This window comes from Holdemania sp., from assembly GCF_986127675.1.
In genome coordinates, this window is sequence record NZ_CFQZWI010000005.1 from 61,839 (window position 1) to 75,441 (window position 13,603).

A 13,603-nucleotide genomic window follows, 5' to 3' on the forward strand; every position below is an offset into this window, starting at 1 on the left:
ATATGATTCTTATACGAAAACAAGGAAGGGAGGGGCCGGATGAAAGCAAAACTCTCATTGGGCGAGAATCTGCGTCTGCTGCGGGAAGAACGGGGAATCAGCCAGGAAGCTCTGGGGCAGGATTTAAGCTTGAGCGACGGCGCGATTTCCCGGTATGAGAATAATGTCGCGGAACCGGATATCAACACGCTGTTCGGCATGGCGGAAATCTTCGGCGTCGATTTCAACTATCTGTTGGATTATCATGGGCGCGTGCGGAAAAGCCAGGAGATCGTGCTGCAGAACAAAGACGTGGAGCTGTTGAATTGCTTTCATCAATGTTCCTCGGGGCATCAGCGCGTGATCCGGATGCTGACCAAAGAGCTGGCTCGGCAGGATGGACTGTGGCCGAAGCTGAGTGAACTGGCGTCGCTGGAAACCGCGGGTCTGGTCAATGAAGACAAAGAAGAATGGATTGAACCTCAACCCGAAGTGAAAATCATAAAACAGCCGGGACATTCCCGGAAGAAGAAAAAAACCGATTCCTGACCTTGGTTGATGCAAAGGTGAAGAATCGGTTTTCGTTTGGCTTTTCAGCCGCCGCTTTGTGCACCAGGCAAGAGCTGCTTAATCCCAAAGAGGGACTCATCCAGCGGCGGCCAGCGCTAATTCACGAACCTTCTGTTCGCTGACCACATCATAATCCAGCTCATGCGGCGCCGAAGCAAAGGCGTAAGTGACGTGATTGCCGGCGGTCGTCGGATCGGTCAGCCAGTCTTTGCATGAGGAATGCAGCTGGCAAACGCCAGTCTGCTTTAACAAAAGCTGCGCGTTGTCCGCATTGACGCCGCTGCCGGCCAGAATTTCAATCTGACTGCCATAGTTTCGCTGCAGCCTCGCGATCGTTTCAATTCCCTGTTCCGCTTTCGCTTCCCCGCCGCTGGTCAGCACCCGGTCCACCTTCCAGTCGATCAGCTGCCGCATCGCGGCGTCGAAATCAACGGTGCAGTCAAACGCCCGATGGAAAACAAACTCCCTGCCATACTGGTGGGCCAGGTCAGCCATGGCCCGGGTTTGCGCGGCATTGATGGTGCGGTCGGCGTTTAATGCGCCGAAGGCCAGACCCGCCGCCCCATGCTTTAAAAGCAGTTCGGCGTCGGTCAATAAGATTTCAAATTCCGCGTCGGTGGTGCAGAAGCCTGCGCCCCGGCTGCGTACCATTGCAATGATCGGCAGCGACACGGCTTTTTTCGCCTGAATCAGATTGGCCAGCGTCGGCGTCAAGCCGCCCAAAGCCAGGGCGGAGTTCAGCTCGATCCGATCCGCGCCCCCGGCCTGAGCGGCCAGACAATCCTGCGCGCTTCCGCAGCAAATTTCTATTTTCGGTTTCATGCGTCGATTCTCCTTCTCATTCCTGTTACCCTCATTGTATCGAGATGAAGGAAGGAATGCAAGGTATCGGGTGATTCATGACGGACACGCTGTGGGCAGACCAATGAAAAGCAGAAGGAAGCCATGCCAATCCGGGACCGGCGCGGAGCGGCAGGTCTGGCAGTGTTTTGGCTTGCGCAGCAGAATTGCCGGGGAAGGTTTTGAATAAGAGGGAGGATCAGGGAAAAGTCGTGCGAGAAAACAAAGCCTCATGAAAAAGCAGGACATAAGGGAAAAGCAGGACATAAGGGAAAAGCAGGACATAAGGAATAAACAACTAAGGAGAAAACAACCAAGGAAAAAACAGGACATCAAGAACAACAGAATGTTAAAAAAGCTGAAAATCAAGAAAAAGCAGAATATAAAAAAGGCAGAAATCCAGCGCCTGCCAAGGCTTACCCGAAAGGGCCGCGCTGATTCTGCTTGATTTACTGTTTGTAACTAAATAAAGATAAGTGCCGATGCTCCCTTACCGGCTGATTTTCAAGCTCAGCCGCACCCCGTTTCCTGTCGGATTACGAACGCCCCGGTTAGAAAACCAGCCTGGATGATTTACTGAGCGTTCGGGTTGAGCGTGACGACGAACATGTCGCCAGTTTCATCATTGTCGAATTCCTCCAGATAGATCAACAGGAATTCCGGTTCCTCCGCCGGAACCTCAAAGACCAGCTTGTACGTCGCGGACTTGCCTTTGGACAGCTCAAATTCTTCCGGCATGACCGACTTGTCGTCAAGATTGACTAACGGATAGTACAATTCCTCCGTCGATTCCCAAGTCAGCATGAAATCCTGATCAAACATCGGCAGCGCTTCGCCGAAGGTGTTGGTTTCTTTCACGGTGATGCATAACAGCTGCATCCCCTCTTTTGCGGTATACCCGCCGAAGCTGTCGGTCAGCGCGGCGTCTTCAACGATGAAGTCGAAGAATTCGTTGCGCATCGTATCGCCAAGGTTGCCGTAATAAAGACCGTCTTCATCCTCGGAGTGCCGGGCGATGACGTTGCCGGTTTCTTTACTGGTGCCTCCGGAGCAGCCAGTGGTCAGTAATAAAGCGATTGTTAATAAAGCAGCAGCAAGTTTTTTCATAGTTCCTCCTCCATACCCGCAGATTTAGAATTTCCCTGATTTTAATCTGTGGTCTTGCGCTTTTATTCTACCTGATTTCGTTCATTTTTGGAACTTAAGATTTTCTCAATAAGGAAGGTTAGAGATAAAACAGACAACCGGCCAGCGCGCTGAGGATCAAAACGGGAATCGGACCCAGTTTTCCTTTGACGATCGCCGTCAGCGACAGCGCAAATAGAATCAGTGCCGTCCCGTTGAATTGCAGCGGCTGCTTCCATGAGGAAACCCCGCACAGCGCGATCAGAACAATCGTCGCGGCGGAGGCGGCGATCAGACCCACAGAAGCCGATTTCAACGTTTCAAGCAGATGCAATACCGCTTTCTGATCGCCGTTGCGGCTGAAAAAGCGCTGCAGCGCCAGACTGATCAAAATTCCGCACAGCACGCAGCCCCCGGTCGCCGCGATCGCCCCGGCCAGCCCGCCTAAACGCATGCCGACAAACGTCGAGGTGTTGACTGCCAGCGGACCGGGCGTCATCTGCGACAGCGTGATGATGTCGGTGAATTCCTGCAGCGTCAGCCACGGATGAACGACGACTGCCTGCTGCTGAATCAGAGGCAGGGTCGCATAACCGCCGCCGATGCTGAACAAACCAATTTTTAAAAAGGTGACAAACAAGTCCAGAATCAGATTCATGCCCTGTTCCTCCGTTGATTATTGATAAAACTGAGTACAAGCGAGATCCCCGTCCAGAACAAAAGCAGCGTCATCGCCGGGATTTCCAGGATAAAACCGCAGAAAAACGTGACGGGTAAAATTAAGCTGTGAAGCGTTTGCTTCTGCTTCAAGATCACAGCGCTCATCTCATAGACCAGCTGCACGATCAGCGCCGCAACCCCGGCTTCCATGCCTTTAAGGCAGGCATTGATGACCGGCTGGGTGCGGAAGGCATCATAACAGGAAGAAATCAGCGCCAGGATGATAAACGAAGGCATAACGGCTCCCACCGCACTGATCCAGGCCCCGGCCATGCCCAGCGTACGCCGGCCGGCCAGAACTGAGAGGTTGACAGCGATCGCACCGGGTGAGGATTGGGCAATCGCCGCCATCTCCAACAGTTCGGATTCCGTAAAGAGCTGTTTCTGCTGCACAAAGATCTTGCGGATCATCGGAATGACGATGTATCCGCCTCCGAACGTAAACGTACTGATATACAAATTGACGGCGAAAAGCCAGAGTCCGGTTTTCCATGATTTCATAAGTTTCACCCTCCGGATCTATTATCTGTAAAATAAAGGATGAAGTAAAATTGCAAAAATCTATGTTTTCCATTACTATTTAGTTATGTTAAAAAGACAGCGGCAAAATAGGACAACGTGCCGCAAAGGAGGGATCAGGATGACAATCCGGCAGTGGAAAGTATTTCGGGCCGTGGTCGAGCAGGGAAGCGTTACCCGGGCAGCGCAGATCTTATATATGAGTCAGCCGGCGGTCTCGCATGTGGTGAGTGAAATGGAGCAGCAGTTAGGCTACACGTTATTAGACCGGATCGGCCGTCACTGCAGGGTCAACGGACGCGGTATGCAGCTGTACCATAAGCTTGTTCCCATTCTCGAAGCGATTGAAGATCTTGAGCAAAGCACAGCTGATCTGGAAAAGCAGGCGCCATTACGGATCGGATCGAGCATTACGATCGCCAATATGTGGCTGCCTTCTCTGATAGCGCAGTTTCGTCGGCAATGTCCGAAGACGCCGGTGCAGGTACAGGTGGATCGGGCGAAGGAAATCGTCAGGAAAGTGCTGGCGAATGAAGTGGATCTGGGCTTTACCGAAGGAATATGCGAGGAAGAAAGCATCGTGAAGCTGCCATTTTCCCGCTATCGGCTGGCCTTTGTCTGCCGCCCGGACCTGCCGGCTGCCGGATTTGAAACGTTGAAGCTGGACCAGCTGGGGGATCAGGTGTGGTTATTGCGGGAGCCGGGCAGCGCGATCCGCGACAGTCTGGACAGTGCGCTGCGGCTGCGCCAGATCCAGGTCAAACCCGCCTGGGAAAGCGTCAATTCCCAAGTCCTGAAGCAAGCCGCGCTGGCCGGCTTGGGGATCGCATTATTACCCCGGCAGATGATTCGTTCACCCCTGGCGGCTGGCGAGCTGACGGAAGTAAAGATCGAAGGAATCGAATTGGAAAATCAGAACTGGATGATCTATCACCGCGATAAATTTGAATCGGAAGCGATTCGCTGCTGGAAACAATTAATCAAGCAAACTGAAAGGGAGAACGGCGATGAAGGAAGATTTTGAAGCGCTGGTGCTGGCGGTGATCAGCGAGATTCCCTATGGCCAGGTTGCCAGCTATGGCCAGATCGCCGAACTGGCCGGATATCCCCGCCATGGCCGGCATGTCGGCAAAGCCTGTTCGCATTCTGCGTTCTACGGCGATTATCCATGTCACCGTGTGGTCAACAGTCAGGGTCGGACAGCGCCGGGATGGGATGAACAGCGGTGCCTGCTGGAAGCGGAGGGCGTTGAATTTAAGCCCAACGGCTGCGTAGATATGGCAAAATATCAATGGCAGCTCCGGTAAAGGAGAGGAAGAAACAAAATGACGATAAAAAATGAAGGCTTGCGGGCCTATCCGAAGTTCTCGCTGTGCGGTCTGGCCTGCGGCTGCTGCACACTGTATCTGGGCGGTCATTGTCCCGGCTGCGGAGCGCCGGGCAGACCCCGCTGCAAGCTTTTGAAATGCGCCGCAGAACAGGGCGGGATTGAATATTGCAGCCAATGTGAACACTATCCCTGCAAGCTGATGTCCGCGATTGAGGATACCGTTTCATTTGTGACCTGCCATCACCGGCTGAAGGATCTGGATCAGTTGAAAAGGATCGGGCCTGCCGCTTTTGAAGCACAGATGGAACAGAAACTGGCAATCCTGGCGGAATTGCTGGAAGATTATAACGAAGGCCGCCGCAAAAGCTTTTATTGTCGGGCCGTGACGCTGCTTCCTTTGGCGGAGCTGGAAACGGTCATGACAAGATTGCGGTCGCTGGATCCGGCGATGCCAGTAAAGGAAAAAGCTGCCGCGGCGGTAAATCAGCTGCAGGCAGCGGCGCAGCGCCATGATATTCTCCTGAAACGAAATTTGAAGAAACCAGCTCAGGAGAAAACAGACGTTGAAAAGAAAGGGTGATTTATTTCATGATTCGAGAAATAGTAACGGATCCGATTCTGCTCAGCCGCCCCAGCCGGGAGGCAACGGACATGGATCTGGCCGTTGCGGCAGATCTGAAGGACACGCTGAGGGCGCATGCGGATCACTGCGCCGGGATGGCCGCCAACATGATCGGTCAGTCCGTCCGGATAATCGCGGTCTTTGTTGCGGATCAGCCGCTGGTGCTGATCAATCCGCAGCTCATCAAGACCGGCGGAAAAAAATATACGGCTGAGGAAGGCTGTTTATCGCTGCCGGGAACGCGTCAGGCGCAGCGCTTTGAAAAGCTGCAGCTGCGCTATCAGGATGAACAGGGCCGGATCAAGCAACGGACGTTCAGTGGTTTTACCGCGCAGGTGATTCAGCACGAATTGGATCATTGCGAAGGCATTTTGATTTAAATCAGAAGGAAATAAGGAAAATGGCAAAATTACGAAAAATGTTGGGCGATGTCAATTCGCCAGAATGCATCGCAATGATGCGGCTGATCGAAACTCAGAGTGAAACCACACTGGCGCGCTGGTCTCTTGGGTATGTTGAAAGCAGGATCTTGCCGATCTATCAGAAAAAAGCCGGCGGGGATAACCGGCTGGCTGCGCTGATTCAGGCGTGTCAAATGGTTGTGCAGCAAAATCAGCCGGGAAAGACAGGAAAACCGTGGATTCAGGAAGCCGGCCAGATCGCCCGGGAAACACCAGATCCGATCACTCAGGCCGCTGCCCGCGCGATCGCCGCGGCCTGCGGCACACTGACCACGCCGACCAATGCGCTGGGATTTCTGTTCTATGCGGCCGCGGCCCTTGTCTATGATCAGGGACTGGATTTGCCTGCGTCTGAAATGGAGGAGCTGACCCGTCAAATCTGGCAGGATGCGCATGCTTCGCTTTCAGCCCAATCCGTCAAGGACGAACCCTGTCCGGCAAAAATTCAGTGGCATTGTTAGGCTGAATCTGCGCAATCCTTATAATTTAAAAAAATCGACATGGAAAGCAGCATCGCAAAAAGATGCGCGCCTGCATACTTTGAGAAAGAAGATAAAAAGCTGTGGTCATCAATCAGGCAGGAATCAGCCGGAGCGACCATAGCTTTTTTTATGGACACTGTACAAGGAAACAGTACAAGGACACTGCACAAGAACACTGCACAAGGACACTGCACAAGGACACAGTACAAGAAAATCAAATCCGTTTGCGAATTGTTTGGAAATTATGCCTCGTTTAGATAAGCGGCGACAATTTCACAGGTATAGGCTTTGTGGTAATCGCGGTTTGGATAACTTGCGTTCTCCACGGCTTTGTCGATAAACTCAGCGTCGCTGACTTCCATCGTCGCCAGCTTCTTCAGAACCAGCACCAGACGCGCCTGATCAATGCACGGCGCCCCATTGAGCAGAGTTGTCGTATAGCCGACATGCGCCAGCTTATCCTCATCTTTGCCGCTGGCTTTGCCCAGATACGCCAGCTTTTCCCGTTGATCGTTGTCGAAGAACGCCAGCGAGAAGCCGTTTTCCCGTTCGATCAGCGGGTAGGTGTGACGCTGCGGCCGAACGTACACGGTGACCACCGCTTTGTTCCACAGCCAGCCCATCTGAACCCAGTTGACGGTCATGCCGTTGACCTTGCCCTCGTCCTGAACTGTCAGCACGGCCCAGTCGTTATGGATCAGGGAAATCAGATTCCGATCCAGTTTTTCAATCTCAATTTTTTTCATGCTTTCACCTCAATTTCTATTGTATTCCCGAATCATTGAAAATGGCAGTGAAACGATGTTTCTGAAAGTGGTTTCAAATGTGCTGCGTTCCTTGATGAAAGAATTTATATCTTGTCAAGGAACATCCTGGAATGCGCGGATTAAGCAGTTCATTCCCCGATTTGTTTGTGTTACAATAACAAACAGAAAGGGCTTAGGAGTATGCGAGAAATTGAAGTCAAAGAAATACAGGAAATCGTAAGGGACTGCTGCAGCGGCATCGCCTTTGAATATCCTGACGACGTGATGGCGAAACTGGTCACCTATGCCGAAAAGGAAGACAAACCCAGGGCCAAACAGGCGCTGGCGCTGTTAATGGAAAACGCTGAGCTGGCCAGGACGAAGCGGCTGCCGATCTGCCAGGATACCGGGATGGCGGTCGTGTGGCTGACGATCGGCCAGGATGTTCACTTTACCGGGGGATCGATAAAGGACGCGGTCAACAAGGGCGTAGAAGAAGCCTATCAGGGAAGCTACCTGCGCAATTCCGTGGTCAGCGATCCGGTGTTTGAGCGGAAAAATACGCTGACCAACACTCCGGCGGTGATCTACACGGAGATTGTGGAAGGCGATCAGGTCGTGATCGAATGTGCGGCGAAGGGCTTCGGCTCGGAGAACTGCTCGCGCATCAAAATGTGCAAGCCGGCCGAAGGCGTCGAAGGCGTCCGGGATTTCATCCTGGAAACCGTCAAGCTGGCCGGCCCGAACGCCTGTCCGCCGATGGTCGTCGGCGTCGGTGTCGGCGGGACGATGGATTATGCCGCCTACCTGGCTAAGCGGGCATTAGTCCGGCCTTTGGACAGTGAGAATGAGAACGAACAATACCGCCAGCTGGAACGTGAATGCCTTGAACAGATCAATCAGCTCAACATCGGACCGATGGGGCTGAAGGGCCGCACGACGGCGCTGAAGGTCAACATCGAATGGTTTCCGACGCACATCGCGGGCATGCCGGTGGCGGTCAACATCAACTGCCATGTAACCCGGCATAAAAAGGTGGTGCTGTAATGAAGAAAATTCAACTGCCGTTAACGATGGAAGACCGCCGGTCCCTGCGCGCAGGGGAACAGGTGCTGTTAAGCGGCGTGATCTATACGGCGCGGGATGCGGCGCACAAACGGATGAAGGAGCTGCTGGACGCCGGAGCACCGCTGCCGTTTGATCTGAAGGATCAGATTATTTATTATGTTGGTCCGACCCAGACGCCGCCGGGGATGACCTTCGGCAGCGCCGGCCCGACCACGGCGACGCGCATGGACGTCTATACCCCGCAGCTGCTGGATCTGGGCCTGGCCGGCATGATCGGCAAGGGCAAGCGCAGCGACGCGGTCAAGCAGGCAATCATCCGCAATCAGGCGGTCTATTTCGCCGCGGTTGGGGGAGCCGGGGCGTTGTTAGGCCTACGCGTGAAAAAAGCCGAAACGATCGCGTTTGAGGATTTACAAAGCGAAGCGATCCGGCGGCTGGAGGTCGAGGATTTCCCGGTCTTCGTCTGTTTCGACAGTCAGGGAAACGATCTGTACGCTGAGGATTTTGAATGATCGCCGTCAGCGCCTGTCTGGCGGGAAGGGCCTGCCGCTATGACGGCAAGGCCAATACCGTGCAAGCGCTGAAGGCAATGGTGGAACGCGGGGAAGCCGTGCCGATCTGTCCGGAAGTGCTGGGCGGACTGGGAATCCCGCGCGAACCGTGCGAACGCCAGGGCTGTCAGATTTGCACGCAGTCCGGCAGGGACTGCACTGCCGAGTACCGCAAGGGTGCGGAAGCCGCGCTGGCGCTGATTCAGGAACATCACATCACGCTGGCGGTGCTGAAAGCTAAAAGTCCCTCCTGCGGCAAAGGCTTGATTTATGATGGAAGTTTTACCCGCACGCTGACGGAAGGTCATGGTTTGACAGCCGAGCTGTTCATCCGCAACGGCGTCCGGGTATTCACAGAAGACGAGTGGCAAGAAGAAAAGGAGAATTCACAAAAAGCATGAACGCAACAGAACAAACCCCGGAACAGTTCCGGTGGGAACATGATTCACTGGGCGAAATCGAAGTCCCGAAGGAGGCCCTCTACGGCGCGCAGACACAGCGGGCCATGACCAATTTCCAGATCACCGGCCGGCGGATGCATACGCAGATGATCCGCTCGATCGGCAAGGTCAAAAAAGCCAGCGCCTACTGCAACAACCAGTGCGGATTTCTGGATGATGAACGTCTGAGGTATATCACGGAGGCGTGCGACGAGGTCATCGCCGGCAAGCTGGATCAGTGGTTTATCACCGACTGCATCCAGGGCGGGGCGGGCACGTCGTTTAACATGAACGCTAACGAAGTCATCGCCAACCGGGCTGCGCAGCTGGCCGGCCGCGAGATCGGCGTCTACGATTATATCCATCCGAACGATCACATCAACTTCGGTCAGTCGACTAACGACGTCTTCCCGACCGCCGGCCGTCTGACGGCGCTGGCGTTGGTTGAGGTGCTGTTGGGCGAATTGACCGAGCTGCAGCATTCCCTGCTTAAAAAAGCGAAGGAATTCGACGGTGTGATCAAGATGGGCCGCACGCACCTGCAGGACGCCGTTCCGATTCGTTTAGGTCAGGAATTTCACGCTTATGCGACGATGGTCGGCCGCGATATCAAGCGGATCCGCGTCGCCTTCAATGATCTGAAGGCCGTCAACATGGGCGCGACGGCTGTCGGCACAGGCTTGAATGCTGATGAAAAATACAAGAAGATGATCGTACCGGTGCTTTCAGAAATCAGCGGGATCACGCTCAGCTCCGCCAAGGATCTGGTCGACGGCACCCGCAACTGCGATACGCTGGCGTTTGCTTCCGGCGCGCTGAAGGTGCTGGCGGTCAATCTGTCCAAGATGTGCAACGATTTGCGGATGATGGCCTCCGGGCCGAAAGCCGGCTTAGCGGAAATCAAGCTGCCGGACCGGCAGCCGGGCAGCTCGATCATGCCGGGCAAGGTCAATCCGGTCATCGCCGAGGTCTGCAACCAGGCCTGCTTCAACGTCATCGGCAACGATGTGACGATCGCCAAGGCGGCGGAAGCCGGCCAGCTGGAGCTGAACGTCTTTGAGCCGGTGCTGTTTAAGAATCTGTTCGAGTCGATTGAGATTATGGCTAACGCCTGCCATACGCTCAGAATCAACGCGATCGACGGCATCAAGGCGAATAAGGAAAACTGCCTGTTCTTCGTCGAACGCTCGGTTTCCCCGATCACAGCCTTTGCCCCGCATATCGGCTACGCCAACGCCAGCCGGATCGCCAAGCAGGCGCTGATCGAAAACCGCACGCTGCGCGAGGTGCTGCTGGAAAGCGGACTGATCACCGAACACGACCTGGAAATCATCATGGACGTTCAGGAAATGACCAAGCCGGGCATTCCGGGCAAGAAACGTTTAGCCAAGAATAAGAAGAAAGAAAAAGTGGAGGGATAACACAATGACTGTTTATGAAGACGCACTGAAACTGCACGAACTGCACCATGGCAAATTATCCATCGAACCGAAGGTTCCCTGCGAAACGCCGGAAGATCTGACGCTGGCCTACACGCCGGGCGTCGCTCAGCCGTGTCTGGAAATCAACAAAGATCCGGAAAATGCCTACCGCTATACCGGCAAGGGCAACACTGTTGCGGTTGTCACCGACGGCACCGCGGTGCTGGGCTTAGGCGATATCGGCGCGGTCGCCGGTCTGCCGGTCATGGAAGGTAAGGCGTTATTGATGCACCGCTTCGCCGGGCTGGACGCGTTCCCGATCTGCGTGGATTCCAAGGATCCGGAAGACATCATCAAGGTCTGCAAGCTGATTTCCCCAGGTCTGGGCGCGATCAATCTGGAAGACATCAGTGCTCCGCGCTGCGTGGAGATCGAACGGCGTCTGATTGAAGAACTGAACATCCCGGTTTTCCATGACGATCAGCACGGCACGGCGATCGTCGTGCTGGCGGCACTGATCAACGGTCTGCGGTTAACAGGCAGAAAGCCGGAAGACATGAAGGTCATCATCAACGGTGTCGGCGCGGCCGGCAGCTCGATTATCAAGATGATGTACAACTACGGTTTCAAGAACATTCTGGCGTTTGATTCCAAGGGCGTATTGCATCCGGATAAAAAGGACAGCTACAACCCGCTGAAGCAGGAGCTGCTCGAATACACCAATCTGCATGGCGAAAGCCCGGCAGACCTGAAGGCGGCGTTAGTCGGCGCGGATGTGTTTATCGGTGTTTCCAAGGGCAACCTGTTGACGAAGGAAGACATCGCCACGATGAACAAGGACTGCTTCATCGTCGCTTTAGCGAACCCGACACCGGAAATTGATTACTATGAAGCGAAAAAGGGCGGAGCGCTGATCGCCGCGACCGGCCGTTCCGATTTCCCGAACCAGGTCAATAACCTGTTAGCCTTCCCAAGCATTTTCCGCGGGGCTTTAGACGCGAAAGCGACCCGGATTACCGAGGATGTCAAGATTGCGGCCGCTCAGGCGATCGCCGATCTGATTCCGGCGGAAGAGCTGACGGAAGAATACATCATTCCATCGCCGTTTGATTCCCGCGTCGTCCCGGCCGTTTCCAAGGCGGTCAGAGAAGCCTGCATCAAGAGCGGTTATATCCGGAAATAAGTTCTGTGTTTCAAGTCCTGGTTGTAAGCTGAAGTCAGAAAGTGGGGGAAATGCGTATGAGCTATGATTTCACAACCCGAATTAACCGACAGCCCCAGAATTCCAGCAAGTGGAAAGGGATGCGTAAGCAAAACCCGGAAGTGCCGGAAGGAATCGTTCCGTTTTCCGTCGCGGATATGGAATTAATGAATCCGCCGGAGATCATTGAAGGTCTGAAACAGTTTCTCGATCACCGGATCTTAGGCTATACCGACGCCGGTGAGGATTACTACACGGAAACGGTGAACTGGATGCAGCGCCGCCATCATTGGACTATTGAAAAAGAGTGGCTGGTTCTGCTTCCGGGCGTCGTCACGGCCATCAACGTCGCCGTCCGCGCGTTTGTAAAACCGGGTGAAAAGATTGCGATCCTCACACCGGTCTACTATCCGTTTAAAAAGACGATTGAAGCCTGCGGCTGCACGGCCGTGACCAGCAGTCTGATCAATCAGGAAGGCGTATATTCGATCAATTTTGACGATCTGGAAGCCAAGCTGGCCGATCCGGAAGTGAAAATGTTGATCTTCTGCAGTCCGCATAATCCGATCGGCCGCGTCTGGACGAAGGCGGAGCTGATGCGGGTTGGCGAACTGTGTCTGAAACACGACGTGCTGATTGTTTCCGATGAGATTCATTTCGATCTGATTCTGCCGGGTCATGAACATACCGTCTTCGCTTCGTTATCGCCGGAATTGAGCGACCGCATGATCGTCTGCACGTCGGTCTCGAAGACGTTCAATCTGGCAGGGATGCAGTGCTCGAATATCGTGATTCCCAACGCTGAGCTGCGAGCAGCCTACAAGGCTACGATGAGCAGTTATATCAACGGTCATCTGAACATCATGGCCTATGAAGCAGCGACACTGGCATATCGTCATTGCGAGGGCTGGCTGGACGAACTGTTAGACTTGTTGGAAACCAACCGCAAAACGGCTGTTGAGTTCTTCGCCAGCCATTTCCCGAAGGCGATTGTATCTCCGCTGGAAGGAACATATCTGTTATGGGTGGATCTGCGGGCTTATTTCGCGGATCAAAACGAACAGGAAGAATTCATGACAAAGAAAGCGCTGTTGTTCTTGGACGAAGGGTATTTGTTCGGCGAGGAAGGCAGCGGCTTCGAGCGGATCAACCTGGCTTGTCCGACGTCTTTGTTGGAAGAGAGTCTGGCCCGGATGGCGCAGGCTTACGAAAAGGACTCCGCCGCCGCATAAGCGGACTTTCCTGATCGGATAGCATTTCACCGTAATATTAGATAATCGTAAAAAAGTGGCTTTATCGAATGAAACCGGCCTCTCGCTTCAGGGAGGCAGAGCGGACATTGTTGGAGCCGCTTTTTTGTTTTCCTGCCGGAGGGAGGGCAGGAGATTACCTTCAAGGAGTAAACATTGAAAATAGTTTCATTACTTTCTTCAAAATTTGTTAATATTTATCAAATTTCACCGAAATGAGCGGGGCTTTTTCAAAAAAACCGCAATATTAGAAGTGATGGGAGATGAAAGAAATGATC

At 53.8% G+C, this 13,603-nt stretch carries 17 protein-coding genes; 12 read left to right on the top strand and 5 right to left on the bottom strand.

The genetic code is table 11. The features are described 5' to 3' along the window. The first annotated feature begins 39 nt into the window (after positions 1-39). Positions 40-528 (top strand): helix-turn-helix domain-containing protein, encoded by a 489-nt coding sequence (locus tag AC5OW4_RS01985; protein ID WP_072683697.1) that lies wholly within the window; start codon positions 40-42, stop codon positions 526-528. A gap of 96 nt (positions 529-624) precedes the next feature. Here AC5OW4_RS01985 and AC5OW4_RS01990 read toward each other — a convergent pair whose 3' ends face one another. The 4 genes from AC5OW4_RS01990 to AC5OW4_RS02005 all read right to left on the bottom strand — a co-directional run bounded on the left by AC5OW4_RS01990 (position 625) and on the right by AC5OW4_RS02005 (position 3,735). Continuing rightward, positions 625-1,371 carry a copper homeostasis protein CutC gene (locus AC5OW4_RS01990; RefSeq protein ID WP_072683696.1) on the bottom strand — a complete coding sequence of 249 codons (747 nt, stop codon included), beginning with the start codon at positions 1,369-1,371 and terminating at the stop codon, positions 625-627. Between the two features lie 591 nt (positions 1,372-1,962). Beyond that, positions 1,963-2,496 carry a hypothetical protein gene (locus AC5OW4_RS01995; protein WP_072683694.1) on the bottom strand — a complete coding sequence of 178 codons (534 nt, stop codon included), beginning with the start codon at positions 2,494-2,496 and terminating at the stop codon, positions 1,963-1,965. A 118-nt stretch (positions 2,497-2,614) separates the two neighbouring features. Next, positions 2,615-3,172 carry a chromate transporter gene (locus tag AC5OW4_RS02000; RefSeq protein WP_195548379.1) on the bottom strand — a complete coding sequence of 186 codons (558 nt, stop codon included), beginning with the start codon at positions 3,170-3,172 and terminating at the stop codon, positions 2,615-2,617. Next, positions 3,169-3,735 (bottom strand): chromate transporter, encoded by a 567-nt coding sequence (locus AC5OW4_RS02005; protein WP_195548380.1) that lies wholly within the window; start codon positions 3,733-3,735, stop codon positions 3,169-3,171. The genes AC5OW4_RS02000 and AC5OW4_RS02005 overlap by 4 nt, the downstream gene beginning before the upstream one ends. 139 nt (positions 3,736-3,874) lie before the next feature. Between AC5OW4_RS02005 and AC5OW4_RS02010 the strand changes: the two genes are divergently transcribed. The 5 genes from AC5OW4_RS02010 to AC5OW4_RS02030 are packed head-to-tail and all read left to right on the top strand — an operon-like array spanning position 3,875 to position 6,627. Further along, positions 3,875-4,777, top strand: coding sequence for a LysR substrate-binding domain-containing protein (locus AC5OW4_RS02010; RefSeq protein ID WP_493676580.1), 903 nt, complete (start codon positions 3,875-3,877; stop codon positions 4,775-4,777). Further along, positions 4,761-5,060, top strand: a complete 300-nt coding sequence (locus tag AC5OW4_RS02015; RefSeq protein WP_195395575.1) for an MGMT family protein — start codon at positions 4,761-4,763, stop codon at positions 5,058-5,060. Before AC5OW4_RS02010 ends, AC5OW4_RS02015 begins: the two co-directional genes overlap by 17 nt. 18 nt (positions 5,061-5,078) lie before the next feature. Continuing rightward, on the top strand, positions 5,079-5,663 hold the full coding sequence (locus tag AC5OW4_RS02020) for a DUF3795 domain-containing protein (protein WP_493676581.1): 585 nt from the start codon (positions 5,079-5,081) through the stop codon (positions 5,661-5,663). Positions 5,664-5,671: 8 nt separating this feature from the next. Beyond that, positions 5,672-6,085, top strand: a complete 414-nt coding sequence (locus AC5OW4_RS02025; protein WP_493676582.1) for a peptide deformylase — start codon at positions 5,672-5,674, stop codon at positions 6,083-6,085. A gap of 20 nt (positions 6,086-6,105) precedes the next feature. Continuing rightward, entirely contained in the window at positions 6,106-6,627 is a 522-nt protein-coding gene (locus tag AC5OW4_RS02030) for a putative immunity protein (RefSeq protein ID WP_308560276.1), read from the top strand. 263 nt (positions 6,628-6,890) lie between these two features. Here AC5OW4_RS02030 and AC5OW4_RS02035 read toward each other — a convergent pair whose 3' ends face one another. Continuing rightward, positions 6,891-7,394: a flavin reductase family protein gene (locus AC5OW4_RS02035; RefSeq protein WP_308560275.1), complete on the bottom strand. Its 504-nt coding sequence runs from the start codon at positions 7,392-7,394 to the stop codon at positions 6,891-6,893. A gap of 201 nt (positions 7,395-7,595) precedes the next feature. On the opposite strand from AC5OW4_RS02035, the gene AC5OW4_RS02040 reads away from it, so the two are divergent. From AC5OW4_RS02040 to AC5OW4_RS02065, 6 genes are read left to right on the top strand one after another with little or no spacing between them, the layout of a single operon-like run. Further along, positions 7,596-8,441, top strand: coding sequence for a fumarate hydratase (locus tag AC5OW4_RS02040; protein WP_072683686.1), 846 nt, complete (start codon positions 7,596-7,598; stop codon positions 8,439-8,441). Beyond that, positions 8,441-8,974, top strand: coding sequence for a Fe-S-containing hydro-lyase (locus tag AC5OW4_RS02045; RefSeq protein WP_006060099.1), 534 nt, complete (start codon positions 8,441-8,443; stop codon positions 8,972-8,974). The genes AC5OW4_RS02040 and AC5OW4_RS02045 overlap by 1 nt, the downstream gene beginning before the upstream one ends. Beyond that, entirely contained in the window at positions 8,971-9,414 is a 444-nt protein-coding gene (locus tag AC5OW4_RS02050) for a 2-thiouracil desulfurase family protein (protein ID WP_493676583.1), read from the top strand. The genes AC5OW4_RS02045 and AC5OW4_RS02050 overlap by 4 nt, the downstream gene beginning before the upstream one ends. Continuing rightward, positions 9,411-10,874, top strand: a complete 1,464-nt coding sequence (locus AC5OW4_RS02055; protein ID WP_493676584.1) for an aspartate ammonia-lyase — start codon at positions 9,411-9,413, stop codon at positions 10,872-10,874. The genes AC5OW4_RS02050 and AC5OW4_RS02055 overlap by 4 nt, the downstream gene beginning before the upstream one ends. Before the next feature lie 4 nt (positions 10,875-10,878). Beyond that, positions 10,879-12,057, top strand: coding sequence for an NAD(P)-dependent malic enzyme (locus AC5OW4_RS02060; RefSeq protein WP_493676585.1), 1,179 nt, complete (start codon positions 10,879-10,881; stop codon positions 12,055-12,057). Positions 12,058-12,113: 56 nt separating this feature from the next. Beyond that, positions 12,114-13,307, top strand: coding sequence for a MalY/PatB family protein (locus tag AC5OW4_RS02065; RefSeq protein ID WP_493676586.1), 1,194 nt, complete (start codon positions 12,114-12,116; stop codon positions 13,305-13,307). Positions 13,308-13,603 lie beyond the last annotated feature (296 nt).

Excerpts from the sequence above, each read along its gene's own strand:
- AC5OW4_RS01985 (WP_072683697.1), top strand. The coding sequence starts at position 40 with ATGAAAGCAAAACTCTCATTGGGCGAGAATCTGCGTCTGCTGCGGGAA.
- AC5OW4_RS01990 (WP_072683696.1), bottom strand. The coding sequence starts at position 1,371 with ATGAAACCGAAAATAGAAATTTGCTGCGGAAGCGCGCAGGATTGTCTG.
- AC5OW4_RS01995 (WP_072683694.1), bottom strand. The coding sequence starts at position 2,496 with ATGAAAAAACTTGCTGCTGCTTTATTAACAATCGCTTTATTACTGACC.
- AC5OW4_RS02000 (WP_195548379.1), bottom strand. The coding sequence starts at position 3,172 with ATGAATCTGATTCTGGACTTGTTTGTCACCTTTTTAAAAATTGGTTTG.
- AC5OW4_RS02005 (WP_195548380.1), bottom strand. The coding sequence starts at position 3,735 with ATGAAATCATGGAAAACCGGACTCTGGCTTTTCGCCGTCAATTTGTAT.
- AC5OW4_RS02010 (WP_493676580.1), top strand. The coding sequence starts at position 3,875 with ATGACAATCCGGCAGTGGAAAGTATTTCGGGCCGTGGTCGAGCAGGGA.
- AC5OW4_RS02015 (WP_195395575.1), top strand. The coding sequence starts at position 4,761 with ATGAAGGAAGATTTTGAAGCGCTGGTGCTGGCGGTGATCAGCGAGATT.
- AC5OW4_RS02020 (WP_493676581.1), top strand. The coding sequence starts at position 5,079 with ATGACGATAAAAAATGAAGGCTTGCGGGCCTATCCGAAGTTCTCGCTG.
- AC5OW4_RS02025 (WP_493676582.1), top strand. The coding sequence starts at position 5,672 with ATGATTCGAGAAATAGTAACGGATCCGATTCTGCTCAGCCGCCCCAGC.
- AC5OW4_RS02030 (WP_308560276.1), top strand. The coding sequence starts at position 6,106 with ATGGCAAAATTACGAAAAATGTTGGGCGATGTCAATTCGCCAGAATGC.
- AC5OW4_RS02035 (WP_308560275.1), bottom strand. The coding sequence starts at position 7,394 with ATGAAAAAAATTGAGATTGAAAAACTGGATCGGAATCTGATTTCCCTG.
- AC5OW4_RS02040 (WP_072683686.1), top strand. The coding sequence starts at position 7,596 with ATGCGAGAAATTGAAGTCAAAGAAATACAGGAAATCGTAAGGGACTGC.
- AC5OW4_RS02045 (WP_006060099.1), top strand. The coding sequence starts at position 8,441 with ATGAAGAAAATTCAACTGCCGTTAACGATGGAAGACCGCCGGTCCCTG.
- AC5OW4_RS02050 (WP_493676583.1), top strand. The coding sequence starts at position 8,971 with ATGATCGCCGTCAGCGCCTGTCTGGCGGGAAGGGCCTGCCGCTATGAC.
- AC5OW4_RS02055 (WP_493676584.1), top strand. The coding sequence starts at position 9,411 with ATGAACGCAACAGAACAAACCCCGGAACAGTTCCGGTGGGAACATGAT.
- AC5OW4_RS02060 (WP_493676585.1), top strand. The coding sequence starts at position 10,879 with ATGACTGTTTATGAAGACGCACTGAAACTGCACGAACTGCACCATGGC.
- AC5OW4_RS02065 (WP_493676586.1), top strand. The coding sequence starts at position 12,114 with ATGAGCTATGATTTCACAACCCGAATTAACCGACAGCCCCAGAATTCC.